Raw genomic sequence first — 26,598 nt, forward strand, 5'->3', positions numbered from 1 at the left:
CCCGAGCACGACTCACCCAAGGAATCTGGTCGGGATGATGAGGCCCTTCAAGCCCATCTCACAGAATTCAACGTCTGCTGAATTCGGCTGTCGCCTGGCCTGGCCTGGCCAAACTCGAAACGAGGCAGCCTGTCCGAGGTTCTCGAACGGCTCGTCAGCTCCAGGCCTGCGAGGTGGATGACCTGGTAGCGAGGTATGAAGACGGCGCCAAGGTGGCTGAGTTGGCTCGCCGTTTCGAGGTTCACCGAGTTCGGAGCGGGGGAGACGGCAGTGCGGACGGCGTTGCACCGGGCCGGAGTTCTCAAGACGGTGCAATACGGCCGGGCTGGGCGCAACTTCCGGCAGTAGACCCGCAAGGTGGGGTCAACAACCCGTCGCACTAATGAAATAGCGTGTAGTTGAGTACTATGTAGCCTGCATCTCCGGAGATCTTAACATCGTTAACATTGACCCATCCAATCGTCCCCTTGGATGTCCTCAGGCAGTGTTGGGTGCCGGTAAACTCCACTGTCGGACCGGGAACTGCCTGCTGCCCTTCTGAAACAATCTATCAAGGCCGCCAAGATCGCCACTGCCGACGTTGAAGCCACCCTTGACCGGGCACTGGCTGCGGCCAGCCACTGCGAGACCGCGTACCTCGGTGCGCCGAACAGCATCCGTCGTCAGATCAACCAAGGTTTCTTCGAGAAGCTCTACATCGGCCAGGACGGCACCGTTGAACGGGCTGACCTCACCGAGCCATTCGCTGCACTGCTGGAGACAGGTCAGATGATCCAGTTGTCCGTGCCCCGTCAACCGCCGATCTAGCGTCTCAGACCGCCCATGGCGAGGCGTGCGCCGCCGATCCGGACCACCCCACCGCCGACCGCGTCCGCCCGTCTGACGTTCTCGCGGCGACATTCGACGAGCACCTCACGGCCACGGAACGTACATACACAAACACGCCCGGCGAGCGTCTGCTCGTCGGGAGTGGTGTGAAAGAAGACTATCTGGTCGGGATGACAGGATTTGAACCTGCGACCCTCCGCTCCCAAAGCGGATGCGCTACCAAGCTGCGCCACATCCCGGTACACCCCCAGGGGGGTGTGCGATCAGCCTAGCGGGTCACGCTAAGCTGACTTCGCACCCGGGTACCGACGGGGGCACGCGGGTGTAGCTCAATGGTAGAGCCCTAGTCTTCCAAACTAGCTACGCGGGTTCGATTCCCGTCACCCGCTCCATCCAGCGAAGCGGCGTCCGCCTCCAGGGACGTCGCTATCACGTCCAGCAGCTTGTCCGTGTCCACCGGCTTCGTGATGTAGTCGTCCGCGCCGCTGGCCAGGGTTCGGGCGCGGTCCTCCGCCGTTGCCTTGGCTGTGACCGCGATCACCGGGAGGTCGGCGTTGGCTGCCTCGGCTCGGATTGCCGCGATCGTTGCGTTTCCGTCCAGCTCCGGCATCATCACGTCCATCAGGACCAGGGCCGTGTCCTCGTTGCGCTCCAGGGCGCGGATTCCGTCGACGCCCGTCTCCGCGTAGATCACGTCCAGGCCCGCCTGCTCCAGGACCGCTGCCAGGGCGAACACGTTGCGCAGGTCGTCGTCGACGATGAGGACCTTCTCGCCGTGGAAGCGCTTCGGGGCGATGTCCGGGGCCGCCACCAGGACCGTGCTGGGTACCGGGGGCAGCCGGGGGGTCGACAACGCCGTCACCGGGTCGACCAGGTTGGCCGCCGCCACCGGCAGGTACAGGGTGAACGTGCTGCCCACGCCCGGTTCGCTCACCACGCGCAGCTCGCCGCCCAGCAGTTCCGTCAGCTGCTGGCTGATGTTCAGCCCCAGGCCCGTGCCGCCGTACTTGCGGCTCGTCGTGCCGTCCGCCTGGCGGAACGCCTCGAAGATGACCGCCAGCTTCTCATCCGGGATCCCTATCCCGGTGTCCTCGACGGCGAACGCGATGATGCCGGGCGCGTTCCGCAGCGATTCCTGCTCCACCTCCGCCGGGTCCGCCGCCCGGATGTGCAGGCGGACGCCGCCCTCGTTGGTGAACTTCGCCGCGTTCGAGAGCAGATTCCGCAAGATCTGCTGGAGGCGGTGCTCGTCGGTGTGGACGCTGCCCGGCACCGGGGGGTCGATGTGGACGGCGAACTCGAGGCCCTTGTCCGCGGTCAGCGGCCGGCACAGCGACTCCACGTAGTCCACCAGCTCCGGCAGCGTGATGTCGGACATCTGCATGTCCAGCCGGCCCGCCTCGACCTTCGCCAGGTCCAGTATGTCGTTGATCAGCTGCTGCAGGTCCGAACCCGCCGCGTAGATCGTCTTCGCGAACTGGATCTGCTTCTCCGTGAGGTTGCCCTCGGGGTTCTCCGACAGCAGCTTCGCCAGGATCAACGCGCTGTTCAGCGGCGTCCGCAGCTCGTGCGACATGTTCGCCATGAACTCGGTCTTGTACTGCGACGCCACCGTCAGCTGCCCGGCGCGTTCCTCCAGTTCCTGGCGGGCCTGCTCGATCTCGCTGTTCTTGACCTCGATGTCGCGGTTCTGCTGCGCGAGCAGCGCGGCCTTCTCGGCCAGCTCGGTGTTGGACCGCCGTAGCTCGCCCTGCTGGGCCTGCAGCTGCTCCGACCTGGCCCGCAGCTCCTGCGCCAGCCGCTGCGACTCCGTCAGCAGCGCCTCGGTCCGCGAGTTCGACAGGATCGTGTTCACGTTGACGCCGATCGTGTGCCGCAGCTGCTCCAGCAGGTCTTGGTGCACCGTGCTGAACTCGTTGACCGACGCCAGCTCCAGCACGCCGAGCACCTCGCCCTGGAACAGCACCGGCAGCACGATGAGGTTCACCGGCGCCGCCGAGCCGAGCCCGGACGAGATCAGCGCGTACTCCGGCGGTGCGTTGTGGACGAGGATCGTGCGCTGGTCGACGGCGGCCTGGCCGATCAGCGACTCGCCCATCGCGAACCGGAGCCCCGCGCGCGACTGCGCGAGCCCGTAGGCCGCGATGCACTCCAGCACCGTGCCGTCGCGGTCGTCGTCGCGGGCCAGGAAGAACGCGCCCTGCTGCGCGCGCACCAGCGGGGCCAGCTCGGACAGGATCAGCGCCGCCACCGAGGCCAGGTCGCGGTGCCCCTGCATCCGGCCCGACAGCTGCGCGAGGTTCGTCTTCAGCCAGTCCTGTTCGCGGTTGGTCCTCGTCGTTTCCTTGAGGTTCGCGATCATCTGGTTGATGTTGTCCTTGAGGTCGGCCACCTCGCCGGACGCGTCGACCGTGATGTGCCGGGTCAGGTCGCCCGCCGTCACCGCCGTCGCGACCTGCGCGATCGCGCGGACCTGCGTGGTCAGGTTCCCGGCCAGCTGGTTCACGCTCTCGGTGAGCCGCTGCCAGGTGCCGGACACGCCGTCGACCTCGGCCTGGCCACCCAGCTTGCCCTCGGTGCCGACCTCGCGCGCCACGCGCGTGACCTCGGAGGCGAACGCCGAGAGCTGGTCGACCATCGTGTTCATGGTCGTCTTGAGCTCGAGGATTTCGCCGCGGGCGTCGACGTCGATCTTCTTCGTCAGATCGCCCTTCGCGACCGCGGTGGTCACCTGCGAGATGTTGCGCACCTGGCTGGTCAGGTTGTGCGCCATGAAGTTGACGTTCTCGGTCAGGTCCTTCCAGGTCCCGGCGACACCGGGCACCCGCGCCTGGCCGCCGAGGATGCCTTCGGTGCCGACTTCGCGGGCGACGCGGGTGACCTCGTCGGCGAACGCGCGCAGCGTCTCGACCATGCCGTTCAGCGTCTCGGCCAGGGCCGCGACCTCGCCCTGGGCCTCGATGCGGATCTTCTTCGACAGGTCGCCGTTGGCCACCGCGCTCGCCACCGTGGCGATGTTGCGCACCTGGTCGGTCAGGTTGTCGGCCATGACGTTGACGTTGTCGGTGAGGTCCTTCCACGTGCCCGCGACGCCGCGGACGCGCGCCTGGCCGCCGAGGATGCCTTCGGTGCCGACTTCGCGGGCGACGCGGGTGACCTCGTCGGCGAACGCCGAGAGCTGGTCGACCATCGTGTTCAGCGTCGTCTTGAGCTCGAGGATCTCGCCGCGGGCATCGACAGTGATCTTCTGCGTCAGGTCGCCCTGCGCGACCGCCGCCGTCACCTGGGCGATGTTCCGGACCTGGTCGGTCAGGTTGTTCGCCATCGAGTTGACGTTGTCGGTCAGGTCCTTCCAGGTCCCGGCGACGCCGGGCACGGTGGCCTGGCCGCCGAGCTTCCCCTCGGTACCGACTTCGCGGGCGACGCGGGTGACCTCGTCGGCGAACGCCGACAGCTGGTCCACCATCGTGTTCAGCGTGTTCTTGAGTTCCAGGATCTCGCCCCGGGCGTCGACCGCGATCTTCTGCGTCAGGTCGCCGCGTGCGACGGCCGTGGCGACCTGGGCGATGTTGCGCACCTGGGTGGTCAGGTTGTTCGCCATGAAGTTCACCGAGCCGGTGAGGTCGCGCCAGGTGCCGGCGACGCCGGGGACCTGCGCCTGCCCGCCCAGCTGACCCTCGGTGCCGACCTCGCGGGCCACCCGGGTGACTTCGTCGGCGAACGCGGACAGCTGGTCCACCATGGTGTTCATGGTCGTCTTGAGCTCGAGGATCTCGCCGCGGGCGTCGACGGTGATCTTCTGCGTCAGGTCGCCCTTCGCCACGGCCGTGGTCACGTGCGAGATGTTGCGGACCTGGTCGGTGAGGTTGTCGGCCATCCCGTTGACCGAGTCGGTGAGGCTGCGCCACGTCCCGGCCGCGCCGGCCACCTCGGCCTGCCCGCCGAGCTTGCCCTCGCTGCCGACCTCGCGCGCCACGCGGGTGACTTCGCCGGCGAACGCGGAGAGCTGGTCGACCATCGTGTTCAGCGTGTTCTTCAGCTGCAGGATCTCGCCGCGGGCGTCGACATCGATCTTCTTCGTCAAGTCGCCGTTGGCCACCGCGGTCGCCACCTGGGAGATCCCGCGGACCTGGTCCGTGAGGTTGTCGGCCATCAGGTTGACCGAGTCGGTGAGGTCGCGCCACGTCCCGGCCACGCCCGGCACCTGGGCCTGGCCGCCGAGCTTGCCGTCCGAACCGACCTCGCGGGAGACGCGGGTGACCTCGTCGGCGAACGCCGAGAGCTGGTCGACCATCGTGTTGATGGTGTTCTTGAGCTCGAGGATCTCGCCGCGGGCGTCGACGTTGATCTTCTGGGTCAGGTCGCCGCGCGCGACGGCGGTGGTGACCTGCGCGATGTTGCGGACCTGCTCGGTGAGGTTGTCGGCCATGAAGTTGACCGAGTCGGTCAGGTCGCGCCACGTGCCCGACACGCCCGGCACGACCGCCTGGCCGCCGAGACGTCCCTCACCAGCGATCTCGCGGGAGAGCCTCGTCACTTCGGCGGCGAACCGCGACAGCTGCGAGATGAGACCGTTGACCGTCTTCGCGAGCGTGGCGTACGCGCCCTGCAGCGGGCGGCCGTCCAGGGTGAGGGTCATCGGCTGGGACAGGTCGCCGTCGGCGACGGCGCCGAGCACCCGGTCGAGCTCGATCGCCGGCCGGGTGAGGTCCTCGACCAGGCCGTTCACGCAGTCGACGGCGGTGGTCCAGCCGCCGGGGCCGACCTGCCCCTCGAGCCGCTCGCTGAGCCTGCCTTCCTGCCCGACCGCCCCGCGCACCCGCAGCAGTTCGCTGACCAGCCGCTGGTTGCGTTCGGCGATGTCGTTGAACGCGACGGCGAGCTGCGCCGAGATGCCGTCGCCGTGGGGGACGAGCCGCCGGCGGAAGTTGCCGTCCCCGAGATCCCGCACCGCGACGAGCACCCGCTCCAGCGCGGCCGCTTCGCTCTGGGATTCCGTTGTCATGTGTGCCGACCCTCTCCACCACGCGCGCGCCAGCCATGGTCGTCGACCCAGCGTGCCATGCTTCGCCCTACACTTCGAGCCAGTCCGCCCGCTCACGCGGTAGCCGTACGACAGCAGTCCGGAGGCAGGAGGTCCGTGCATGGTGTCACGACCGGCCCCGGCGTCGGCGGCCCTGGCGCCGATGACCGGTGACGGCGGGCCGCCGGGCTTCGACGCGTTCGGGCGGGCCGTCCTCGAAGACGTGCGCGACGCGGTGTTCCTGCAGGACGCCGAAGGGGCGGTGCGCTGGGCGAACCCGGCCGCGCGAGCGCTGGCCGGAGAGGCCGCGCCGCGCCTGAACCCCGTCGCCGAGACCTCCGGGCACATAGAAGTCGCCGGCCGTCGTCACCCGGCAAGGGTCTGCGCCCTGCCGGGCGGCTGGCACGCCTGGACGGTCCCGGCGGAGGAGGTCCCGCAGCGGCACGTGGGCGACTTCCTGGCCCAGGCCGGGCCGCGGCTGGCGACCGCGCACGGCCGTCACGGCACCGCTCGCGTGATCGCCGAGCTGGCGGCGTCGGCGCTGGCCGAGACCGTCTTCGTCCTGCTGCCGACCACCCGCGGCCGGTGGGAGTGGTGGAGCTGCGAGCGCCCCGCCGCGCAGGGCCACGGCCGGATCCGGCGGGTCCCGCCCCAGGCCGCGCCGGTGCTCGCGGCGACGTTCGGCGCCACCGGGCGGCCGCAGTTCGCCCCGGTGCCCGCGGCCGAGGTCGCCACGCTGCCGCCGGTCGTCGCCGACCGTTTCGCCGGGCACGCCGACGTCTCGGTCGTCTCGCTCGGCCCGAACGTGGGTGCCGGGGTCACCGGCGCCCTGCTGCTGGGCCGCCGCGCCGACCCGGACTTCGGCGCCGAGCAGGCCCGCGCGGTCGTCGAGTTCGCCAAGGCGGCCGGGACGGCCCTGGCCAACGCCCAGCGCTACGCCCGCCAGGAGGAGGCGACCCGCGGGCTGGAGACCACCCTGCGCCCGGTCGACCCGCCCGAGCTCGACGGCGCCCGCTTCGAGACCTGGTACGAGCCGGCGGGTGGCGTGCTCGCGGTCGGCGGGGACTTCTTCGACGTCCTCGCCCACGACGACGGCAGCGCGTTCCTGGTGCTCGGCGACATCTGCGGCAAGGGACCGGAGGCCGCCGCGCTGACCGGCCGGGTCCGGCACGCACTGACCGCGCTCGCCATGGTCGAACGCGACGGCCGCACACTGCTGCGGCTGCTCAACGAACTGCTCATCGCCGGCGGCAGCAGCCGGTTCGCCACCCTCGTGCTCGGCACGGCCCGCCCGTCCGACGGGGGTGTCGGCCTGACGCTGGCCTCCGGCGGGCACCCGGCGCCGCTGATCGTCCGCCGGTCGGGCGTGGTCGAGGAGGTCACAGTCCCGGGCACACTGGTCGGCATCTCGCCGCAGGCCCGGTTCGCCGAAGCCGAGGTGCGGCTGGAGCGCGGCGACGTCTGCCTGCTCTACACCGACGGCATCACCGAGGCCCGCAACCGGCACGACCAGAGCGAGCTCTTCGGCGACGACCGGTTGCGCTCGGTGCTCGCGGCCGCGGCGGGCGAGCCGGCCCGCGAGGTGGTGCGGCGGCTGCGTCAGGCCGTGCGCGACTGGCTCGGCAGCTCCGCACATGACGATATCGCCGTGCTCGCCGTGGAATGTGCGGACTAACCCATCTTGCGGGGGTTCCGGGTGGCGGAGCCCCCGGCCCGGGGCGAAGCCCCGGATGTCACTGTCCTTTGTGGACTGAGTTTGACGCCGTGGCGAGGGGGTAATTACCCCGGTGCACTCAGTTTTCCGACGGAGGAGCCCCATGGCGAACGCACTGCAAGGACGCCGGGTCGCGATCCTGGCCGCGGACGGCGTCGAACAGGTCGAGCTGGAAAAGCCGCGCCAGGCCGTCCTCGACGAGGGCGCCACGGTCGAGCTGGTGTCCCTGGACACCGGCGAAATCCAGGCGATGAACGGCGACATCGACAAGGGCGACCGGTTCCCGGTGGACCGGAAGGTCGCCGACGTCGAGGTCGGCGACTTCGACGCGCTGCTGCTGCCCGGCGGCACGATGAACCCCGACAACCTGCGCACGGACCCCGCCGCGGTCAAGTTCGCCGGCGACTTCGTGCGTGCCGGCAAGCCGGTCGGGGTGATCTGCCACGGTCCGTGGACGCTCGTCGAAGCGGATGTCGTACGTGGCCGCACGCTGACGTCGTACCCGAGCATCCGGACCGACATCCGTAACGCCGGCGGCACGGTGATCGACGAAGAGGTCGTAGTGGACAACGGACTGGTCTCCAGCCGCAACCCGGACGACCTGCCGGCGTTCTGCCGGACAGTCGTGCGAGAGTTTGCGCGCTGACCCGTGCTTATTGCGGGGGTCCGGGTGGCGGAGCCCCCGGCTCGGGGCGAAGCCCCGGACGATGCTGTCCTCTGTGGACCGTCCCTCTTTCGTGTGTTAAGTCCCGCTTAAATCTGTTGGCTTTCGGCACCGCGGCGGAGGACGCTGAGGGTGTGACGAGGATCGCCCGTGGAGAGGAGGTGGACGCGATGACTGTGCACGCAAGGCGCTACGGCCGCTGGTGCCGTGAACACTTCGACGCGATCGCCGCCGAAGGCGTTCCCGCACCCCGCGGCGGCGAGCCCGCCGGCCAGGCCCTGCCCGAACCCGAGCCGGAGCCTGTTCAACCGGCCACCGAGCAGCCGCAACGCTGACCGGAACGCGAAGAAGGCCTCCCCGGACTCCGGGGAGGCCTTCTTCCGTGCGTCAGCGGTAGCTGCGCCGGTACCAGACCCGCCGGGGGCCGGGCACGCCGATGCGGGTGATGACGTCGGTCAGGATGGCGCCGATGACGAGCCAGATGACGGCGGCGAGACCGTCGTTGAGGAACGTCCGCAGCCCCACCGAGTCCGGCGTGAAGAGGTTGCGCAGGCCGAGCGACACGCCCGCCGACCACTCCGAGATCAGGTGCGCGAAGCCGTTCGCCGAGTTCGCCGAGCCCAGCACCAGCACGATGTGCACGGCCAGGACCAGCGCGAACACCGCGCAGACGAGGTGGATGAGGGCGTTGATCGTGCGGACGACCCGGAGGCGCGGGTGGGTGCGCTCCACGATCTCTTCGGCCGGTGCGGGCTCGTACGGCGTGCCGTACGGCTCGGGGGGCGGGGGATACGGCATCGTCGGCGTCCTTTCGACTGTCCGATGTGGACGTATCGGGCGAGCGGGAACAACACGGGGAATACCCGTCACCCGGGTGAGCGAACCGCGTACTCCTCAAACTTCCCTATTGGATGAGTGATAGGGTAGTTTGAGGCATGCAAGGAGGGTCATGGCGCAGGAAGTCTTCTCCGTCGAACAGGTCGCCGCGAAGCTCGGCCTGCACGTCCGGACCGTCCGGAACTACGTGCGGGACGGGCGGCTGAAGGCGGTCCGGATCGGCAAGCAGTACCGGATCACGGCCGAGGACCTGGCGGCCTTCACCGGGCTGCCCGTCGCGGAGCGGGCCGAGGCGCCGACCGCCGAGCTGTCGGGCGTCGCCGAGATCGGCGGCGTCGACCGGGCCGCGGCCGACCGGATCGCCACCATGGTCGTGGCCTCGGTGAACGGGCCGCGGGACGGTGGTGAACGGCCCCTGCGCGTCGAAACCATCTACGACGGGGAGCGCTCCACCATGAAGATCATCGTGCTTGGCGACCTCGCCGCCGGCGCCGACCTGCTGCGCTGGGTGGCCTCGGTCACGGAGAACCTGACGTGACCGCGATCTACCGGTCGGCGGCCGGGGCGGCCGCGGTCCGCGAACGCTACGACACGCTGCTGGACCGCTGGCCCGTGCCGTCCACGCGGCGCACGCTGGAAACCCGGCTCGGAGGCACCTTCGCGGTGGTGTCCGGGCCGGTGGACGCGCCGCCGGTCGTCGCGCTGCAGGGTTCCGGCGGCACCGCCGCGCACTGGCTGCCGGACATCGCCACGCTCGCCGGGCGGCTGCGGGTGTCCGCCGTCGACGCGCCCGGCGAACCGGGCCGGACCGTCGAGGCGCGGCCGCCGCTCGGGTCGCCGGCCTACGCCGAGTGGCTCGACGACGTCCTCGACGCGCTCGAACTGCCCCGCGCGGCTTTCCTCGGCACCTCGCTGGGTGGCTGGTGGGCGCTGGACTACGCACTCCGCCGGCCCGAGCGGGTCGCCGCGCTGGCGCTGGTCAACCCGTCCGGGATCGGCCGGCGCCGGACCGCGCCGCTGGTCAAGTTCGCCGTCTACAGCCTCTTCGGCGGCTGGGGACGGCGCCGGTCGCTGGCCATGGTCGCCCACGGCAGCCCGGCCGACCCGGGGCGCCGCGCGGTCGGCGAGTTCACCCTGGCGACGTTCGAGCACTTCAAGCCGCGGCTGGAGGCGATCCCGGGGTTCCCGGTCGAGCGCCTGCACGAACTGGTGATGCCGGTGCAGGCCCACTTCGGCGCCCGGGACGTCCTCCTCGACCAGCGCGACGCGGCGGCGAAACTGCGTGCGGCGCTCCCGGACGCCGACGTCCGGCTGGCCGGCGACGCCGGGCACTTCCTCCCCGGCTGGGCCGAGGACGTCACCGCGTTCCTGAACGGAGTCCGCGCATGATCGACGTCCGCCACGGCGTGCCGGTGTGGCACGCGCCGTCACAAGGTCCGGAGCTGGCCACCGAGCAGGACGCCGTCGACCTGGTCGGGGCCACCTACGGGCTCGGCGCCGACGTCATCGTCGTGCCGGTCGAGCGGTTCCCGGCCCGGTTCTTCGACCTGCGCACCAAGCTCGTCGGGCACTTCTTCTCGAAGATCGTCCAGTACGGCTTCCGGCTGGTCGTGCTCGGCGACGTCCGGCGGCACGTCGAGGCGAGCGCCGTGTTCCGCGACGTCGTGCGGGAGTCGAACCGCGGCAAGGACGTCTGGTTCGTGGCCGACCTCGCCGAGCTCGACACCCGGCTGGCCGCGGGCCGCTGAGCCGCGCGGCGGAACCTCGCGCGGGGTGGGCAACCCCGGTTCGCGCGGGACGTCCCCGTGATCATGAGAGCAGCGCTGCTGGTGTCCGTCCTCGCCCTCCTCGCCGCGTTCGCGTCGCCCGCGACGGCGGAAACCGCGGTCCCGCCGGGCTTCCAGCCCGCGTCGACGAGCTGGACCGGCCCGGACACCGGTTACGTCCTGGGCTACTCGCCGTGTGCGAAGTCGTGGTGCCCGGCGCTGCTGGGCACCACCGACGCCGGACGGCACTGGCGGCGGCTGGGCGCGCCGCCGATGTCGCTGCCGGACAACCACAACCACGTCGCGCTGAGGGCCTTCGGCGACCGCGTCGCGTACGTCAGTGACGGCGTCCACGTGCGCACGACCCGCGACGGCGGCGCGACCTGGCAGCCGGTCACCCTGGCCGGGGCGCGGGAGCCGTACTACCTCTCGAAGATCGCCGAAACCGGCGGCCGCGTCTTCGCCGTGCTGACCACCTACGGCGAGGGCCGCGGCTCGACCCGGCTGTACTCGGGGACCGCCGGCTCGCCGGCGCTGGTCCCGGTGCCCGGGTTCGCGGTCACCGGCGGCCTCACCTACGGCGACCTGGCTGTCGGCGGCGGCCTGCAGGTCGCGCTCGGCGCGGACTACGGCACCGAGAAGTACTGGACCTCCCGCGACGGTGTCCGGTTCACGCCGACCGATCCGCCGTGCCCCGGGGGAACGGTCGCGTCGCTCGCCGGGGTCCGGGAACGGCAGGTCGTGGCGCTGTGCAGCAGCAGTCCCGGCTCGCCGCAGCCCGGTTCGACCGAGCGGGAGCTGCGGCACGCGCCGCGGCTCGGCGGGGTGTTCGGCGGGAGTGACGCGGCGCCGTTCGCCGGCATCAACCAGGGTTTCGACGCGGCCTCGCCGGCGTCCGCGACGGTCGCGGCCGTGGGCGGCGGCGTCGGCTTCCTGCACCACACCGCCGACGGCGGGCGCACCTGGACGACGACCGAGCTGCCCGAACGCGGCTTCGCGCTGACCGATCTCGGCTTCCCCGGCGCCGGCACCGGAGTGGTCGTCGACGGCCAGCCGGACGCCTATGGCGGCTCCGCCGTGTACCGGACCACGAACGGGGGACGTAGCTGGCAGGAACTCCGGTTTGGGTAGTAATCCCTGGCAGGCAAGGCCCTTGCGCCCGGTTCACTTGATGAACCGCATGTCGTAGTCTGAGCACTGTCCGTTGCCGGACACGGTGAGCGAACCCGGGCAGGGGTGTCGTCCGCCACGCGCAGAGTGGGAGAACAGCCGATGACGCCTGGCGACCTGCGGTCCGGAACCGAAGGGGGCGCGGCCTCCCTCGATTTCAGCAAGGCGAGCCTGGCCAGGTTGTCCGACGCGCTCCTCGGCGGGCACGACCACTACGAGGTCGACCGCGAAGCGATGCGGCGGCTGCTGGCCATCGCGCCGGGTGCCCGCGCGATGGCGAAGGAACACCGCGACTGGCTGGTGCGCGCGGTGCGGTTCCTCGCCGGCAAACGCGGCATCGACCAGTTCCTCGACCTCGGGTCCGGCATGCCGACCGCGGAAAACACCCACGAAGTGGCGCAGCGGTACAACCCGGACGCGCAGGTCGTGTACGTCGACAACGACCCGGTCGTGCAGGTGCACGGCCGGGCACTGCTCGAAGAGAACTACCTGACCCACGTGACGGGCGCCGACCTGACGCGGCCGGCCGAGACCCTGGCCGACGAGGTCGTCACGGAGTACCTCGACTTCAGCCGGCCGGTGGCGCTGATCCTGACGTCGATCGTCCACCACATCGACGACTTCGAGCGGGCGAAGAGGATCGTCGCGGCGTACGTCGACGCGCTCGCGCCCGGGTCGTTCCTGCTGCTCACCCACCACTTCGACCCGGAAGAGGACTCCCCGCGCCAGGAGCTGGCGCGGTTGCTGGAGACCAGTTTCCAGGGCACCGGGCTGGGCAGCGTCCACCGCACGCGGGAGCAGATCGCGGCGTTCTTCGAAGGCACCGAACTCCTCCGGCCGGGCCTGGTCTACCTGCACGAATGGTGGCCCGACGGCCCCCGCCTGCACCCCCTGAGCGAGCTGAACTTCCTCACCCTGGGCGGAGTCGCCCGCAAGCCGTGACCCAAAGCCGTGAATGGCACATTGAGGGACTCTAAGTCCCTCAATGTGCCATTCACGGACTTGCGGCGGTGGGTCAGGCGGCGTTGAAGGTGTCCGGGTCCGGACCGGTGCGCTCGCCGCGGTCCAGCGGCGTCAGCGACTCCAGCTCCTCCTCCGCGAGGGTGAACCCGAACAGGTCGAAGTTCTCCTCGATCCGGGACGGCGTCACCGACTTGGGGATCACGACGTTGCCGAGCTGCAGGTGCCAGCGCAGCACGATCTGCGCGGGTGTGCGGCCGTGCTTCACCGCGAGGTCCGCGATCACCGGGTCGCCGAGCAGGCTGCCGCCCTTGGCGAGCGGGCTCCACGCCTCCGTCGCGATGCCGTGCTTCGCGTCGAACTCGCGGAGTTCCGGTTGCTGCAGGTACGGGTGCAGTTCGACCTGGTTGACCGCCGGGGCGACCTCGGCCGCGTCCAGCAGGCGCTCGAGGTGCGCGGGCTGGAAGTTGGACACGCCGATCGCGCGGACCCGGCCGTCGGCGTAAAGCTTCTCGAACGCCTTCCAGGTGTCGAGGAACTTGTCGCGCTTCGGCGTCGGCCAGTGGATCAGGTAGAGGTCCAGCTGCTCCAGGCCGAGCTTGGTCATGCTCGTGTCGAACGCCTTGAGCGTCGAGTCGTAGCCCTGGGCGGAGTTCCACAGCTTGGTGGTGACGAACAGCTCGTCACGGGCGACGCCGGACTCGGCGATGGCCTGGCCGACGCCCTTCTCGTTGCCGTAGACGGCGGCGGTGTCGATGCTGCGGTAGCCCCCTTCGAGGGCGGCTTTCACGGCGGTGGCGGTCTCGTCGTCCGGGACCTGGAACACGCCGTAGCCGAGTTGCGGCATCCGCACGCCGTTGTTCAGTTCGATGACGGGCACGCTGGTCACAAGGGTTCCTTTCGGTGGGTGGTGCATCGGGCGAGTACCCGTTCCTCGGACACGAAACTAGAGTCCTCCGCCGGGTGGCGCACCGCGCACCCTCCGTTCGGTGGAGGCCGGGTGGAAACACTCGATCGTGCCCAGCGATGTAGTCCTGGTGGGCACCTGCACGCCGCTGTCGTCCGCGGCCGCGCCGCAGGGTCCGGAACCGCGTCAGGCCGGGGGCGGCCGACGCGGCTGAACTGCGGGACTAGTGGAGGAAATGATGGGGAAGATCGGTGTCTGGCTGGTCGGCGCCCGCGGGTCGGTGGCCACGACGGCCATCGCCGGGGCCGCCGCCATGCGTGCGGGACTGGCCGCGCGCACGGGGTGCGTGACCGAGCTGCCGGACTTCGCCGGGGCTGACCTGCCCGGCCTGGAAGATCTGGTCTTCGGGGGGCACGACGTGGTGGACACGCCGCTGCTCAAGCGGGCCGAGCAACTGGCCGCGGCCGGCGTGCTGCCGTCGACGCTGCCCGGCGCGGTGGCGGGCGAGCTGGACGCGGCCGAGGCCCGGCTGCGTCCGGCGCCTGCCGGGGGCGGCCGGGCGGCGATCGACCGGATCGTCGCGGACCTGACCGCCTTCCGGGCGGGGCTCGACCACGTTGTCGTCGTCAACGTCTCCTCCACCGAGCCGCCGTGCGCGCCGCACCCGGCGCACGAGTCCCTCGCCGCGCTGGAGGATGCGCTGGACACCTTGCCGCCGAGCGCGCTGTACGCCTACGCCGCGTTCCGCGCGGGTTGTGGCTTTGTCGACTTCACGCCCTCGACCGGTGCGCGGCTGCCCGCGCTCGACGAGCTGGCCCGCACCGCGGGGCTGCCGTACGCGGGCCGGGACGGCAAGACCGGCGAGACGCTGCTGCGGTCGGTGCTCGCGCCGATGTTCGCCCAGCGGGGGCTGAACGTCCTGTCCTGGTCCGGCACGAACCTGCTCGGCGGCGGCGACGGCGCGACGCTGGCCGACCCCGGCGCGGCGTCGAGCAAGAACGCCTCCAAGCAGCAGGTGCTTTCGCAGAACCTCGGGCGTGAGGTCGACGGCGACGTGCACATCGACTACGTGCCCGCCCTCGGCGACTGGAAGACCGCCTGGGACCACGTGCTGTTCGAGGGCTTCCTCGGCACGCGGATGACGCTCCAGCTGACCTGGCAGGGCTGCGACTCCGCGCTCGCCGCGCCGCTGGTGCTCGACCTCGCCCGGCTGACCGGCAAGGCCTGCCGCGACGGCGTCGCCGGTCCGGTGGCCGAGTTCGGGTTCTTCTTCAAGGACCCCGCCGGCGACGGGCCACACGACCTCGCGTCGCAGTACGCGGCCCTGCGTGAGTGGGCGCACCGGTGAAGGCGCTCGTCGAACTCGTCCGCGCGCCCGCCGCGCTGACCGTGCCCGGCGACGCCGTCGCCGGGGCCGCCGCCTCGGGCTGGCCGTTCGGCCGCCGCACCCTGGCCCTGACCGGCGCGTCCGTCTGCATCTACTGGGCAGGCATGGCACTCAACGACTACGCCGACCGCCACCTCGACGCGATCGAACGGCCGGAGCGGCCGATCCCGTCGGGCCGGGTCAAGCCGGCGACCGCGCTCGGTGTCGCCACCGGGCTCACCGCGGGCGGGCTGGGCATCGCCGCGGCCGCCGGGGGACGGCGGGCGCTGCGCGTCGCCCTGCCCCTGGCCGCGACCGTCTGGGCGTACGACTTCGTGCTCAAGGAGACCGTGTTCGGGCCGGCCGCGATGGCCGCGGCGCGGACCCTCGACGTCCTGCTCGGGGCGGGCGGTGCTCGGGCGGCGGTGCCGGCGGCCCTGACCGTCGGGGCGCACACCTACGCCGTGACAACGCTGTCACGGTCCGAAGTGGACGGTGCGAAGCCGTCGCTGCCCGCGGCGACCCTGGCCGCGACGGCCGGCGTCGGCGTCGCCGCCGGCCGGGGCGGCCTGCTGTCCTCGGCGTTGCTCGGGACGTACGCCGTGACCACCGGCGGGGCGCAGTACGACGCCGTCCGCGACCCCGCCGCGCCGAAGATCCGCCGTGCGGTGGGCGCCGGCATCCACGGCATGATCCCGTTGCAGGCCGGGCTGATCGCGCGGACCGGCGCGTGGCGCTCGGCGCTGGCCGTGGCCGCCGCGTTCCCCATCGCGCGGGCGCTGAGCCGGAAGGTGTCGCCGACATGAGGTTCGGATACGGCACCAACGGCTTCGCCAACCACCGCCTCGGTGACGCGTTGCGCGTCCTCGCCGACCTGGGCTACGACGGCGTCGCCCTGACGCTGGACCACCAGCACCTCGACCCGTTCGCGCCGGACCTCGCCCGCCGCGTCGCGGCACTGGCCGGGGAACTGGACCGGCTGGGCCTCGCCGTCGTGATCGAGACGGGCGCGCGGTTCCTGCTGGACCCGTGGCGCAAGCACTCGCCGACGTTCCTCGACCCCGGCCGCGTGCGCCGGATCGAGTTCCTCACCCGGGCGGTCGAGATCGCCGCCGATCTCGGGGCGGAGGCGGTGTCATTCTGGAGCGGCAACAGACCCGGTGATCTGTCCACAGAGGACGCGTGGGATCACCTGGTCGCCGGCTGCGCGGACGTGCTCGAGGCGGCCGACGAGCACGACGTCAAGCTGGGCTTCGAGCCCGAACCGGGCATGCTCGTCGAAGACCTCGACGGCTACTTCGAGCTGGCGCGCCGGCTCGGTGACCCGGAGCGGTTCGGGCTGACGCTGGACATCGGGCACTGCCGGTGCAACGAGTCGGCGTCCGTGCCCGACTGCGTCCGGCGGGCCCTGCCGCGGCTGGTGAACGTCCAGATCGACGACATGCGCCGTGGCACGCACGAGCACCTCGAATTCGGCGCCGGAGAAATCGAATTCCCGCCGGTGCTGGCGGCTCTGGCGCCCTACACCGGGCTGGTCGCGGTGGAACTGCCCCGGGACAGCCACGCGGCCCCGCGGATCGCCCGCGAGTCGCTGGAATTCCTGCGCAAGGCGGTGATCGCGTGAACGGCTGGCTGGAAAAGGCACTGCGCGACGCCGCCGCCGACGCGACGGCGTTGCGCACGCTGTTCCCGGCCGTCGGCCGCCGCTGCGGCCGCGGTCCGTCGGACGTCCCGGGCCGGACGGTCGACGACGTGGCCCGCGTCCGCCTGCTCGAAGCCGCGCCGGGCGCGGCCGCGGAAATGCCCGATCTCTACCGCTACGGCGACGCCGCGGAGAAGCGCGCAGTCCTCTACGGACTGTCTGCTGTGGACGTCGGAGACACCGGAATCGAGCTGGTCGCGGACGCCTTGCGGACCAACGACACCCGGCTCGTCACCGCGGCGATGGGCGAGTACGCCGCCACGCACCTCGACGACGCCGCGTACCGCCACGGCGTCCTCAAGTGCGTCTTCATGGGCATCCCGCTGGCCCGCGTGGCCGGGCTCGACCGCCGGGCCGACGACGAGCTGCGGCGGATGCTGCGGTCGTTCGCCGCCGAGCGCACCGCCGCGGGCCGCGAAGTGCCCGCCGACCTCCTCCCGCTGGCAGAACAGGACTCCTGATGCGCATCTTCGATCCCCACATCCACATGAGCTCCCGCACCACCGACGACTACGCGGCGATGCACGCCGCCGGGGTCCGTGCGCTCGTCGAGCCGGCGTTCTGGCTGGGCCAGCCCCGCACGAGCGTCGGCAGCTTCACCGACTACTTCGACGCCCTGGTCGGCTGGGAGCCGTTCCGCGCGAGCCAGTTCGGCATCGCCCACCACTGCACGATCGCGCTCAACCCCAAGGAGGCCAACGACCCGCGCTGCTTCCCGGTCCTCGAGCTCCTGCCGCGTTACCTGGAGAAGGACGGCGTGGTCGCGGTCGGCGAGATCGGCTACGACTCGATGACGGCGGAAGAGGACAAGGCGTTCGCCGCGCAGCTCGCCCTGGCGATCGACCACGACCTGCCCGCGCTGGTGCACACCCCGCACCGCGACAAGGCCGCGGGGACCGAGCGCAGCATCGCCGTCGTCCGCGAGTCGGGGATCGCGCCGGAGCGCGTGGTGCTCGACCACCTCAACGAAGTGACCGTGCGCATGGTCAAGGAGTCCGGCTGCTGGCTGGGGTTCTCCATCTACCCGGACACGAAGATGGACGAAGACCGGATGGTCGCGATCCTGCGTGAATACGGCCCGGAGCGGGTGCTGGTGAACTCGGCGGCCGACTGGGGCAAGAGCGACCCGCTCAAGACCCGCAAGACTGGCGACGCGATGCTCGCCGCCGGGTTCACCGAGGACGACGTCGACCGGGTGCTGTGGCGCAACCCCGTCGAGTTCTACGGCCAGAGCGGGCGGCTCTCGCTGGAATCGGGCTCCGCGCCCGCCGAGTTCGCGGGCAACTCGATCCTGCGAGGGGCGCGCAAGTGAGGTTCCGGCACCGCGACGGCTCGCTCGTCCATCTCGCCTACTGCACCAACGTGCACCAGGCCGAGGACCTCGACGGCGTGCTCGCCCAGCTGGCCCGCTTCGGCGAGCCGGTCCGGGAGCGCCTCGGCGTGGACCGGCTCGGGCTCGGCCTGTGGCTGGCCCGGCCGGTCGCGAGCGAGCTGGCCGCCGACCCGGCCGCGGTCGGCAGGCTCCGCCGTGAACTCACCGCGCGCGGCCTGGAGGTCGTGACGTTCAACGGGTTTCCGTACCAGGGCTTCCACGACCCGGTCGTCAAGCACAAGGTGTACCGGCCGGACTGGGCCACGCCCGAGCGGACGCGCTACACGCTGGACCTGGCGCGGCTGCTCGGCGAGCTGATGCCGGACGACGCCGTGCGCGGCAGCGTCTCGACCCTGCCGCTCGGCTGGCGCACGGAATGGCGGGGCGACGACGGGCAGCTCGAGGTGCTCGCCAAGGGGCTGGCGGCGCAGGACCGTCCGGTGCGCGTGGCGTTCGAACCGGAGCCGGGGTGCGTGATCGAGACGACCGCGCAGGCGGCGTCACTGCTGTCCGAAGTGGACAAGGACTGGCTGGGCGTCTGCCTGGACACGTGCCACCTCGCGGTCGGGTTCGAGGAGCCGGCGGCCGCTTTGGGCCGGCTCGAAGCCGCCGGGCTGGACGTCGTGAAGCTCCAGGCGTCGGCCGCGCTGGAAGCGGCGAACCCGGCGGATCCGGCGACGCGGCGAGTGCTTGAGTCCTTTGTGGAGCCGCGGTTCCTGCACCAGAGCAACGAAGGCGCGCCACCCGGCGCCGACGACCTCGATCTGGCGCTGGCCGGTGGCCTGCCGGGCGAGTCTCCGTGGCGCGTGCACTTTCACGTGCCGCTGCACGCCGACCCGGCGCCGCCACTGACGTCGACCCGGCCGGTGCTGGCCGGCACCCTCGCCGAGCTGTTCGGCGGGGCGAGGGCGCGCACCGACCACGTCGAGGTCGAGACCTACACCTGGCAGGTGCTCCCGGACGCACCCGCTGACGACGCCGGGCTGGTCGCGGGCATCGCGGCCGAGCTGGACTGGACCCGGCGGGAACTGATCACCCTTGGCCTGGAAGAGGTTTCCAATGAGTGAGCTTGCGAACGAATCATTCAACACTGCGTCTTCGGCTCAGGCCGCACTGAGCGTCAGCGAGGTGTGCGCATGAGTTTGCTGGTCCTCGACGTCGTCGGGCTGACCCCGCGGCTGCTGCCGCACATGCCCAACCTGCGCAAGATGGCCGAACCCGGCTTCACCGCGCAGCTGGACACCGTGTTCCCGGCGGTCACCTGCTCGGTGCAGTCGACGTTCCTGACCGGGCTGACCCCGGCGGAGCACGGGATCGTCGGCAACGGCTGGTACTTCCGCGATCTCGGCGAGGTGTTCCTCTGGCGCCAGCACAACAAACTGGTCCAGGGTGACAAGTTCTGGGACGCGGCCCGCCGGGCGCAGCCGGGGCACAAGGTCGCCAACGTCTGCTGGTGGTACGCGATGGGCGCGGACACCGACCTGACGGTGACCCCGCGGCCGATCTACCACGCCGACGGCAAGAAGTCCCCGGACGCCTACACCCACCCGCCGCAGCTGCACGACCGGCTGGTCGGCGACCTCGGCGAGTTCCCGCTGTTCATCTACTGGGGCCCGACGGCGTCGATCACCTCGTCGCAGTGGATCATCGCCGCGGCGCGGAAGATCATGAGCGAGGACAAGCCGGACACCACGCTCGTCTACCTCCCGCACCTGGACTACGACCTGCAGCGCTTCGGCCCGGACGCGCCCCAGGCCGCGGCGGCCGCGCGGGAGATCGACACCGCGCTGAAGCCGCTGCTGGAGCAAGCGGCCGCGGGTGGCCACACCGTCGTCGCGCTCTCGGAGTACGGCATCACCGACGCGAGCCGGCCGGTCGACGTCAACCGGGCGCTGCGGCGCGCGGGCCTGCTGAACGTGTACGTCCAGGCGGGCATGGAGTACCTGGACCCCTGGACGTCGCGGGCGTTCGCGGTGGCCGACCACCAGGTCGCGCACGTCTACGTCGCCGACCCGGCGGACATCCCGCGGGTGCGCGGCATCGTGGCCGGACTGTCCGGAGTGGACGTCGTCCTCGACCGCTCCGGACAGGCCGGGCTCGGCATCGATCACGAACGGGCCGGTGAGCTGGTGGCGATCGCCGAGCCGGACGCGTGGTTCACCTACTACTACTGGCTGAGCGACGACCGCGCGCCGGACTTCGCGAAGACCGTCGAGATCCACCGCAAGCCCGGCTACGACCCGGCCGAGCTGTTCTTCGATCCGAACGACCCGATGGTGAAGCTGAAGGCGGCGTCGGCGCTGGCGCGCAAGAAGCTCGGCCTGCGGTACTCGATGCAGGTCGTCCCGCTCGACCCGGCGCCGGTGCGCGGCAGCCACGGCCGCCTGCCCGACTCGCCCGACGACGGCCCGGTGCTGCTTTGCTCGGACCCGGCCCTGGCCCGCGAAAAGATCCACGCGACCGAGGTCAAGACCCTGCTCCTGGCCGCCGCCGGGCTCAAGTAAAGGCCGTGAATGGCACATTGAGAGACTTGGAGTCCCTCAATGTGCCATTCACGGACCTCAGCGGACGCCGAGCAGGTGCTCCAGGGCCAGCTGGTTCAGGCGGGTGAAGTGGTAGCCGCGCGCGGCCGCCGCGTCGAGGTCGAAGTCGTCCTTCAGGACGTCGTCGAACGACTCGCCCGGCGCCAGGGTCGGCGTCGAGAGGTCCGTGACGCGCGACGCCGCCAGCGCCTCGACGACCTCGGGGTCGGCCCGGAACGCCGCCGACTTCTCCTTGAGGATCAGGTACGTCCGCATGTTCGCCGCGGCCGACACCCAGACGTCCTCGGCGTCCTCGGTGCGCAACGGCTTGTAGTCGAAGTGCCGCGGGCCCTCGTAGCCGGCGTTTTCCAGCAGGTCGACCAGGAAGAACGCGCTCTTGAGGTCGCCGTGGCCGAAGATCAGGTCCTGGTCGAACTTCGGGCCGTGCTGGCCGTTGAGGTCGATGTGGAACAGCTTGCCCTGCCACAGCGCCTGCGAGATGCCGTGCACGAAGTTCAGCCCGGCCATCTGCTCGTGCCCGACCTCCGGGTTGAGCCCGAACATCTCCGGCCGCGCGAGCTGCGAGATGAAGCCCAGCGCGTGCCCGATCGTCGGCAGCAGGATGTCGCCGCGCGGCTCGTTCGGCTTGGGCTCCAGCGCGAACCGCAGCGAGTAGCCCTTCTCGACGACGTAGTCCGCGAGCAGGTCGAGGCCCTCCTTGTAGCGGTCCAGCGCCGCGCGGACGTCCTTCGCGGCGTCGGACTCGGCGCCTTCGCGGCCGCCCCAAACGACGTAGGTCTCCGCGCCCAGCTCGGCCGCGAGGTCGAGGTTGCGGCGCACCTTCCGCAGCGCGTACCGGCGGACGTCGCGGTCGTTGCTGGTCAGGCCGCCGTCCTTGAACACCGGGTGGGTGAACAGGTTGGTCGTCGCCATCGGGACCTTGAGGCCGGTCTCGGCGAGCGCCTTGCGGAACCGCTCGATCGCCTTGTCGCGGTCCGGCTCGGTGGCCAGGAGGTCGTCGTCGTGGAAGGTCACGCCGTAGGCGCCCAGCTCCGCGAGCCGGTGCACGCTCTCCACCGGGTCCAGCGGCGCCCGCGTCGCGACCCCGAACGGGTCGTTCGCCGGCCAGCCCACGGTCCAGAGGCCGAAGGTGAACTTGTCGGCCGGCTGGGGAGCGTAGTCGCTCATGACTGTCCCTTCATTTAGTTCACGTTGTAGACTAAATATGCGCCGTGGGGGTCCCAGGCGTCAAGTGGCCGGTTAAAGTGCTTCGCGGGAGGACACGATGACGCAGGCCGTGCGCCACGAAGAGATGCGTGCCCGCAACCTCGAGGTCGTGCTGGGCGCGGTCAGCCGCGGCGGCCCGCTCACCCGGGCGGCGCTCGCCGAGGTCACCGGGCTGACCAAGTCCACGGTCTCGAAGCTCGTCGGCGACCTGGTCGAGGCCGGGCTGCTCGCCGAGACCGGGCCCGCCCGCGCGGGCGAACGCGGCCGGCCGGGGGTGGCGGTCGTGCTCAGCGGCGCGCGCGTGGCGTCGATGGGCCTGGAGATCAACGTCGACTACCTCGCGGTGCACGTCCTCGACCTCACCGGCGCGGTCCGGTTCGCCGCGCGCCGCGAGCGCGACAACCGCGGCTCACGGCCGAAGAAGGTGCTGGGCGAGCTGCAGGACCTGGCGGTCGAAGCGCTCGCGGAGACCCACCGGCTCGGGCTGGAGGTGGCGGGCGCGGTGCTCGCGGTGTCCGGCCCGGTCGGCGGCGGCGTCCTGTTCAGTGCCCCCAACCTCGGCTGGCAGGACGTCCGCCCGGCCGACCTGCTGCGGCTGCCGATCGCGGTCGAGCTGGACAACGAGGCGAACCTCGCCGCACTGGGCGAGTTCTGGTACGGCGACGGCGAACGAGACTTCCTCTACGTGTCCGGTGAGGTCGGCGTCGGGGCCGGCCTGGTCGTCGACGGCACGCTGTACGCCGGCGCGAGCGGCCTGGCCGGCGAGCTGGGCCACGTCGTCGTGGCGCCGGACGGCCCGCCGTGCAGCTGCGGCGGCAGCGGGTGCCTGGAGACCTACGCGGGGCAGGAAGCGTTGCTGGCGGCGGGAAACGCCGTCTCGGTGCCGGCTTTGCTGACCGCTCTCGAGGGCGGCGACGCGACGGCGCTGGCGGCATGCGCCTCGGCTGGGAGAGCGCTCGGCATCGCCCTGACGTCGGCGGTGAACCTCCTGGACCTCGACCGCATCGTCCTGGGCGGGGTGTTCACGCAGCTGTACCCGTGGCTGTCCGGCCCGGTGTCGGAGGTCCTGACCACCCGTCTCGGCGGCCTCCGCGGCGCGCCCCCGCTGCTGTCGGCCTCCCGCCTCGGCGGCGACGCGGCCACGCTCGGCGCGGCCGGCCGGGTCGTCCACCGCGTCCTCGCCGACCCGGCCCCGTTCGTCACCCGGGCCCAGGAAGCCTGAAAGCCGTGAAGGCCACCTTGAGGAACTTGTAGTTCCTCAAGGTGGCCTTCACGAACCTTGACTAGCTCACCGAGGTGATCTGCACCAGCGAGGTGCCGACCGTGACGCCGGTGTCGGTCTGCACGGCCAGCTGGCCGCGCAGGGTCCGGCCCGCGGCCGGCGCGGTGGCGACGGTCACCGTCGCCGGTACCGTCCACGAGCTCCCCGACGCCCGCAGCGCGTTCGCGTCGGTCACCGCGACCGAACCGAACGCCGGGTTGGTGAACACGTCGAGGTAGTCGTAGGCGGTGGTGCCGCCGGGCACCGCGTACCCGTCGACGAGCGCGACCCACACACCGGGCGCCGGGTTGGGCACGGTCACCGATTCCTCGGAGTCACCGTCCGCGCTGACGCCCGCCTGCACGCAGGATCCGGTCGTGCAGTTGTACAGCACCAGGTCGAGGTCCGTGCCCACGACGGCGGGGCTGCCGATCGTGGCGGTCAGCGACGTCGAACCCGGCGTCACCGCGATCTGGTACTGCTGCTGCGTGCCTTCGGCGATCGACGGCCGCAGCGTCTTCGCGCTGCCCAGCGTGGCGCCGTTCAGCTTGCCGGTGAACGCGCCGAGCGAGTTCTGCACGGTGTAGGACCGCGCGATCGGCGTGCCCAGCGTGGCGGACGCGATGACATCCGGGTTCGGCGAGATCGCCGTGCCCAGCACCGTCGCCGACAGCTTGTACGCCGCTTCGTCCACATCGGACGTCCGCCGCGCTTCGACGACGATCTCCCACACGCCCGGCAGCGGGTTGGCGATGGTCCGGCTGGCCGGCGTGCCGCCGGCGCAGCCCGCACCCGCGTCGGGCAGGTAGCACGCGGTCGTCGCGGTGCTGGCCTCGGCCGGGACACCGGTCGGGTCGTACCGCAGGAACCGCACCTGGCCCTTGCCCGGGACGCCGGCGCCGGCGTCCAGGTCCACCTTCAGCGCGCTGGCGCCCGGCGGCACCCGCACGAAGTAGCTGGTCGCCTGGTTGCGGGCGGCCTTGCCCGAGACGTCGACCTGGAAACCCTTGCCGGCGACGAACTCCTGCGGCGCGAAGACCGTGTTGAGGGTCTGCACGTCGATGCCGATGGTCAGCGGGTTGTCCAGGTAGAGCAGGGCTGAGTGGACCCCGGTGCTCTTCGGGTTGACCTTGACGTCGAACTTCACCGGCGTGTTCAGCGGAAGGACCACTGTGGACCCCGAAGAGAACGTGCCGTCGTTGCCGACCCACCGCACGAAGTACGGCACCGGGTGCGCCGAGCCCGTGCTGCGGGTGATCGTGTACGTCCGGGTGTACGCCTTGCCGGTGGTCACGCCCTCGCGGTCGTGGATGCCCACGCCCGTGTTCGGGGTGGCCAGCAGGCCCGACAGCGCGGTGTGCACCTCGACCGACGTCGAGACGGCGTCCGGCTTCGGGTTGAGCGAAAGCGCGACGAACGCGGCGGGGACGTTGAACAGGCCCGCGCCCTGGGCGTACGCGCCGATGCCCGGCACGAACCGCGCGGTCGACTTGATCGCCGCGCGCAGCTGCGCCACCGGCGGCCGCCGGCCGTTGTGCGTCGCCTTGTACGCACTCACCAGCAGGGCCGCCGCGCCGGTCGCCTGCGGCGCCGCCATCGACGTGCCCTGCAGCATCGCGTAGCCGGCGGGCAGGGTGTACGTGCCGGCGACCGGGCTCCCCGCTGTCCACCGCGGGGTGGTGGAGATCGCCGCGCCGGGCGCGATGATGTCCGGCTTGAAGCCGCCGTCCTCACGCGGGCCGCGCGAGGAGAACGGGTGCAGCGACTCGGGGTTCTTCGTGACCGAGCCGTAGTTCGACAGCCAGGTCTCCTTGGTGATGTACGAGCCGACCGAGATCGCGTCCGTGGCCACCGACGGGTCGCCGACGGTGTTCGCCCCGGCGCCGCTGTTGCCCGCCGAGATGAAGATCTGGACGTTGTACTCGGCGATCGTGCGGTTGTAGAGCTCCGCGCGGGCGTTGTTGCCGTCGTTGAGCGCCGGCAGGCCGCCGATCGAGATGTTGATGACGTCGGCGCCGTGGCTGGCCGCGTAGACGACACCGTCGACCAGGCCGGACGAAGTGCAGGCGCTGCCGGTGAGGCAGACCTTGACGGCCAGGACCTTCGCGCCCGGGGCCGCGCCGTCCATCTTGCCGCCGAACAGGTCGTTGCCGGTGGCGATGCCCGCGACGTGCGAGCCGTGCTCGGCGCCGGCGATGCCGATGCCGACGTAGCCCGCCTTGTCGGTCTGGACCACGAACGCCATCCGCTCGGCGACGTCGGTCGCCGGGTTGTCCGTGCCGAAGAAGCCGAAGTCGTTCTTGACCTTGTAGTCGGTCATCGGCTTCTCGTCGGTGAAGTCGCCGTTGCCGTTGAGGTCGACCCGGACCTCCTTGGTCGCCGGGTCGAGCAGCACGCCCCAGGAGTCGGCGCGGTCGCCGTCGCGGTTGACGTCACCGCCGGTCTCGCTGTCCGCCGCGCCCAGGTCGCCCGCGGTCTCGCCGAAGAGGCCGAACGTGTACGGGCCGCCGGTCGCCGGAGCCGTCCAGGTCTTGCCGTTCGCGGTGAAGGTGCCGGTGTAGGTCTGGGTGGACTGCTTGACCCAGGTGCCGTCGCCGGAGTTGGTGGCGTTGGCGTTGTACCAGTCGACGATCTTGCGTTCGCCGTGGCTGGTGGTGGCCAGCGCGGGGGAGTCGAGGTCGACGCCGGAGTCGAGCACCGCGACCGTGGCGTCCTTGCCGTCCCAGCCGGGCAGGACCTGGCCGAACTGCGCCGCGTAGGTGTCGCCGGTCGGCAGGTACGGGTTGACGCGCGGGGTGTTCTTGCCCGGGGCCGGCTGCGGCAGCGGGGTGGTCGCGCCGTCGGGCTTCGGGTCGTCGCGCATGATGAGCCCGTCGACGTCGACGGCGTTCACCGACTTGAGCTTGGCGGCCTTCTCGGCCTTCTCCGGCGGGATGCTGACCTTGACGTAGTCGAGCTTCTCGTCGGTGGACTGGACAACGCCGCCGAGGGCCTTGAGCTCGTTCACGGCGGCGCCGGTCTGGCCCTTTTCCGCGGCGATCAGCAGCGTGACGTCCGGCTTCCCGGCCTTCTCGGCTTCGGCGACGAGCGCGCGGTCGTGCTCGTCGAGGGTCTTGCCGTCGGCGGCGCCGTTGGTCGGCGGGGCCTGCTGGGCGGAGGCCATCGGAACGGCCACGCCGAGGACGGAGGCGCCGAGTGCGGTGGCGAGGACGGTGATCCCGGCCCTCCGTCTCCAGCGCGATCTGTGCTGTGTCACTGAACTGACCCCTTCGTGGAGAT

22 protein-coding genes and 2 tRNA genes are annotated in these 26,598 nt (G+C 71.2%); 17 read left to right on the forward strand and 7 right to left on the reverse strand.

What is annotated here, in order from left to right; genetic code table 11:
- Positions 1-477: 477 nt before the first annotated feature.
- Positions 478-795 (reverse strand): hypothetical protein, encoded by a 318-nt coding sequence (locus A3CE_RS56910; protein ID WP_125592129.1) that lies wholly within the window; start codon positions 793-795, stop codon positions 478-480.
- A gap of 195 nt (positions 796-990) precedes the next feature.
- A tRNA-Pro gene (locus tag A3CE_RS0139220) sits at positions 991-1,067 on the reverse strand.
- A 79-nt stretch (positions 1,068-1,146) separates the two neighbouring features.
- On the opposite strand from A3CE_RS0139220, the gene A3CE_RS0139225 reads away from it, so the two are divergent.
- Positions 1,147-1,220 (forward strand) — tRNA-Gly (locus A3CE_RS0139225).
- Here the strand turns inward: A3CE_RS0139225 and A3CE_RS52245 are convergent.
- A complete protein-coding gene (locus tag A3CE_RS52245; RefSeq protein ID WP_051183966.1) occupies positions 1,172-5,833 on the reverse strand; it encodes a HAMP domain-containing protein in 4,662 nt (1,553 codons plus the stop codon). The two genes, A3CE_RS0139225 and A3CE_RS52245, sit on opposite strands and share 49 nt — an antisense overlap.
- A gap of 139 nt (positions 5,834-5,972) precedes the next feature.
- Here A3CE_RS52245 and A3CE_RS0139255 point away from each other — a divergent pair, with 139 nt between their 5' ends.
- The 3 genes from A3CE_RS0139255 to A3CE_RS56915 all read left to right on the forward strand — a co-directional run bounded on the left by A3CE_RS0139255 (position 5,973) and on the right by A3CE_RS56915 (position 8,564).
- Positions 5,973-7,526 (forward strand): PP2C family protein-serine/threonine phosphatase, encoded by a 1,554-nt coding sequence (locus tag A3CE_RS0139255; RefSeq protein ID WP_020645577.1) that lies wholly within the window; start codon positions 5,973-5,975, stop codon positions 7,524-7,526.
- Positions 7,527-7,668: 142 nt separating this feature from the next.
- A complete protein-coding gene (locus A3CE_RS0139260; RefSeq protein ID WP_020645578.1) occupies positions 7,669-8,211 on the forward strand; it encodes a type 1 glutamine amidotransferase domain-containing protein in 543 nt (180 codons plus the stop codon).
- A 188-nt stretch (positions 8,212-8,399) separates the two neighbouring features.
- Positions 8,400-8,564: a hypothetical protein gene (locus A3CE_RS56915; protein ID WP_157376798.1), complete on the forward strand. Its 165-nt coding sequence runs from the start codon at positions 8,400-8,402 to the stop codon at positions 8,562-8,564.
- 52 nt (positions 8,565-8,616) lie between these two features.
- Here the strand turns inward: A3CE_RS56915 and A3CE_RS0139265 are convergent, their stop codons facing one another.
- Positions 8,617-9,027 carry a hypothetical protein gene (locus A3CE_RS0139265; protein ID WP_020645580.1) on the reverse strand — a complete coding sequence of 137 codons (411 nt, stop codon included), beginning with the start codon at positions 9,025-9,027 and terminating at the stop codon, positions 8,617-8,619.
- Positions 9,028-9,178: 151 nt separating this feature from the next.
- Between A3CE_RS0139265 and A3CE_RS0139270 the strand changes: the two genes are divergently transcribed.
- The 5 genes from A3CE_RS0139270 (at position 9,179) to A3CE_RS0139290 (ending at position 12,944) form a co-directional block, all read left to right on the forward strand.
- Positions 9,179-9,604: a helix-turn-helix domain-containing protein gene (locus A3CE_RS0139270; protein WP_020645581.1), complete on the forward strand. Its 426-nt coding sequence runs from the start codon at positions 9,179-9,181 to the stop codon at positions 9,602-9,604.
- Positions 9,601-10,455 carry an alpha/beta fold hydrolase gene (locus A3CE_RS0139275; protein ID WP_020645582.1) on the forward strand — a complete coding sequence of 285 codons (855 nt, stop codon included), beginning with the start codon at positions 9,601-9,603 and terminating at the stop codon, positions 10,453-10,455. The genes A3CE_RS0139270 and A3CE_RS0139275 overlap by 4 nt, the downstream gene beginning before the upstream one ends.
- Positions 10,452-10,814, forward strand: a complete 363-nt coding sequence (locus A3CE_RS0139280; RefSeq protein ID WP_020645583.1) for a DUF4180 domain-containing protein — start codon at positions 10,452-10,454, stop codon at positions 10,812-10,814. The genes A3CE_RS0139275 and A3CE_RS0139280 overlap by 4 nt, the downstream gene beginning before the upstream one ends.
- A gap of 57 nt (positions 10,815-10,871) precedes the next feature.
- The gene (locus A3CE_RS0139285) at positions 10,872-11,963 is read left to right on the forward strand and encodes a sialidase family protein (RefSeq protein ID WP_020645584.1); all 1,092 of its coding nucleotides are present in this window, start codon (positions 10,872-10,874) and stop codon (positions 11,961-11,963) included.
- Positions 11,964-12,104: 141 nt separating this feature from the next.
- Positions 12,105-12,944, forward strand: coding sequence for an SAM-dependent methyltransferase (locus A3CE_RS0139290; RefSeq protein ID WP_020645585.1), 840 nt, complete (start codon positions 12,105-12,107; stop codon positions 12,942-12,944).
- 73 nt (positions 12,945-13,017) lie between these two features.
- Here A3CE_RS0139290 and A3CE_RS0139295 read toward each other — a convergent pair whose 3' ends face one another.
- Complete coding sequence (locus A3CE_RS0139295) at positions 13,018-13,851, reverse strand: aldo/keto reductase (RefSeq protein WP_020645586.1); 834 nt, start codon at positions 13,849-13,851, stop codon at positions 13,018-13,020.
- A 256-nt stretch (positions 13,852-14,107) separates the two neighbouring features.
- Here A3CE_RS0139295 and A3CE_RS0139300 point away from each other — a divergent pair, with 256 nt between their 5' ends.
- The 7 genes from A3CE_RS0139300 (at position 14,108) to A3CE_RS0139330 (ending at position 20,813) form a co-directional block, all read left to right on the forward strand.
- Positions 14,108-15,217 carry an inositol-3-phosphate synthase gene (locus A3CE_RS0139300; protein ID WP_125592127.1) on the forward strand — a complete coding sequence of 370 codons (1,110 nt, stop codon included), beginning with the start codon at positions 14,108-14,110 and terminating at the stop codon, positions 15,215-15,217.
- The gene (locus tag A3CE_RS0139305; protein WP_043792945.1) at positions 15,214-16,041 is read left to right on the forward strand and encodes an SCO3242 family prenyltransferase; all 828 of its coding nucleotides are present in this window, start codon (positions 15,214-15,216) and stop codon (positions 16,039-16,041) included. Before A3CE_RS0139300 ends, A3CE_RS0139305 begins: the two co-directional genes overlap by 4 nt.
- Positions 16,038-16,859, forward strand: a complete 822-nt coding sequence (locus A3CE_RS59660) for a sugar phosphate isomerase/epimerase family protein (protein ID WP_020645589.1) — start codon at positions 16,038-16,040, stop codon at positions 16,857-16,859. The genes A3CE_RS0139305 and A3CE_RS59660 overlap by 4 nt, the downstream gene beginning before the upstream one ends.
- Positions 16,856-17,398: an EboA domain-containing protein gene (locus tag A3CE_RS59665; protein WP_020645590.1), complete on the forward strand. Its 543-nt coding sequence runs from the start codon at positions 16,856-16,858 to the stop codon at positions 17,396-17,398. The genes A3CE_RS59660 and A3CE_RS59665 overlap by 4 nt, the downstream gene beginning before the upstream one ends.
- The gene (locus tag A3CE_RS0139320; protein ID WP_020645591.1) at positions 17,398-18,249 is read left to right on the forward strand and encodes a TatD family hydrolase; all 852 of its coding nucleotides are present in this window, start codon (positions 17,398-17,400) and stop codon (positions 18,247-18,249) included. The genes A3CE_RS59665 and A3CE_RS0139320 overlap by 1 nt, the downstream gene beginning before the upstream one ends.
- Positions 18,246-19,376 (forward strand): metabolite traffic protein EboE, encoded by a 1,131-nt coding sequence (gene eboE, locus A3CE_RS0139325; RefSeq protein ID WP_020645592.1) that lies wholly within the window; start codon positions 18,246-18,248, stop codon positions 19,374-19,376. Before A3CE_RS0139320 ends, eboE begins: the two co-directional genes overlap by 4 nt.
- A 69-nt stretch (positions 19,377-19,445) precedes the next feature.
- A complete protein-coding gene (locus A3CE_RS0139330) occupies positions 19,446-20,813 on the forward strand; it encodes an alkaline phosphatase family protein (protein ID WP_020645593.1) in 1,368 nt (455 codons plus the stop codon).
- 57 nt (positions 20,814-20,870) lie between these two features.
- Here the strand turns inward: A3CE_RS0139330 and xylA are convergent, their stop codons facing one another.
- On the reverse strand, positions 20,871-22,019 hold the full coding sequence (gene xylA / locus A3CE_RS0139335; protein ID WP_020645594.1) for a xylose isomerase: 1,149 nt from the start codon (positions 22,017-22,019) through the stop codon (positions 20,871-20,873).
- Positions 22,020-22,116: 97 nt separating this feature from the next.
- Between xylA and A3CE_RS0139340 the strand changes: the two genes are divergently transcribed.
- A complete protein-coding gene (locus A3CE_RS0139340) occupies positions 22,117-23,280 on the forward strand; it encodes an ROK family transcriptional regulator (protein ID WP_020645595.1) in 1,164 nt (387 codons plus the stop codon).
- Between the two features lie 61 nt (positions 23,281-23,341).
- Here the strand turns inward: A3CE_RS0139340 and A3CE_RS0139345 are convergent, their stop codons facing one another.
- Positions 23,342-26,575 (reverse strand): S8 family serine peptidase, encoded by a 3,234-nt coding sequence (locus A3CE_RS0139345; protein WP_020645596.1) that lies wholly within the window; start codon positions 26,573-26,575, stop codon positions 23,342-23,344.
- Between the last annotated feature and the right edge of the window lie 23 nt (positions 26,576-26,598).

Origin of the sequence: Amycolatopsis balhimycina FH 1894 (assembly GCF_000384295.1) — a bacterium.
Classification (GTDB): domain Bacteria; phylum Actinomycetota; class Actinomycetes; order Mycobacteriales; family Pseudonocardiaceae; genus Amycolatopsis; species Amycolatopsis balhimycina.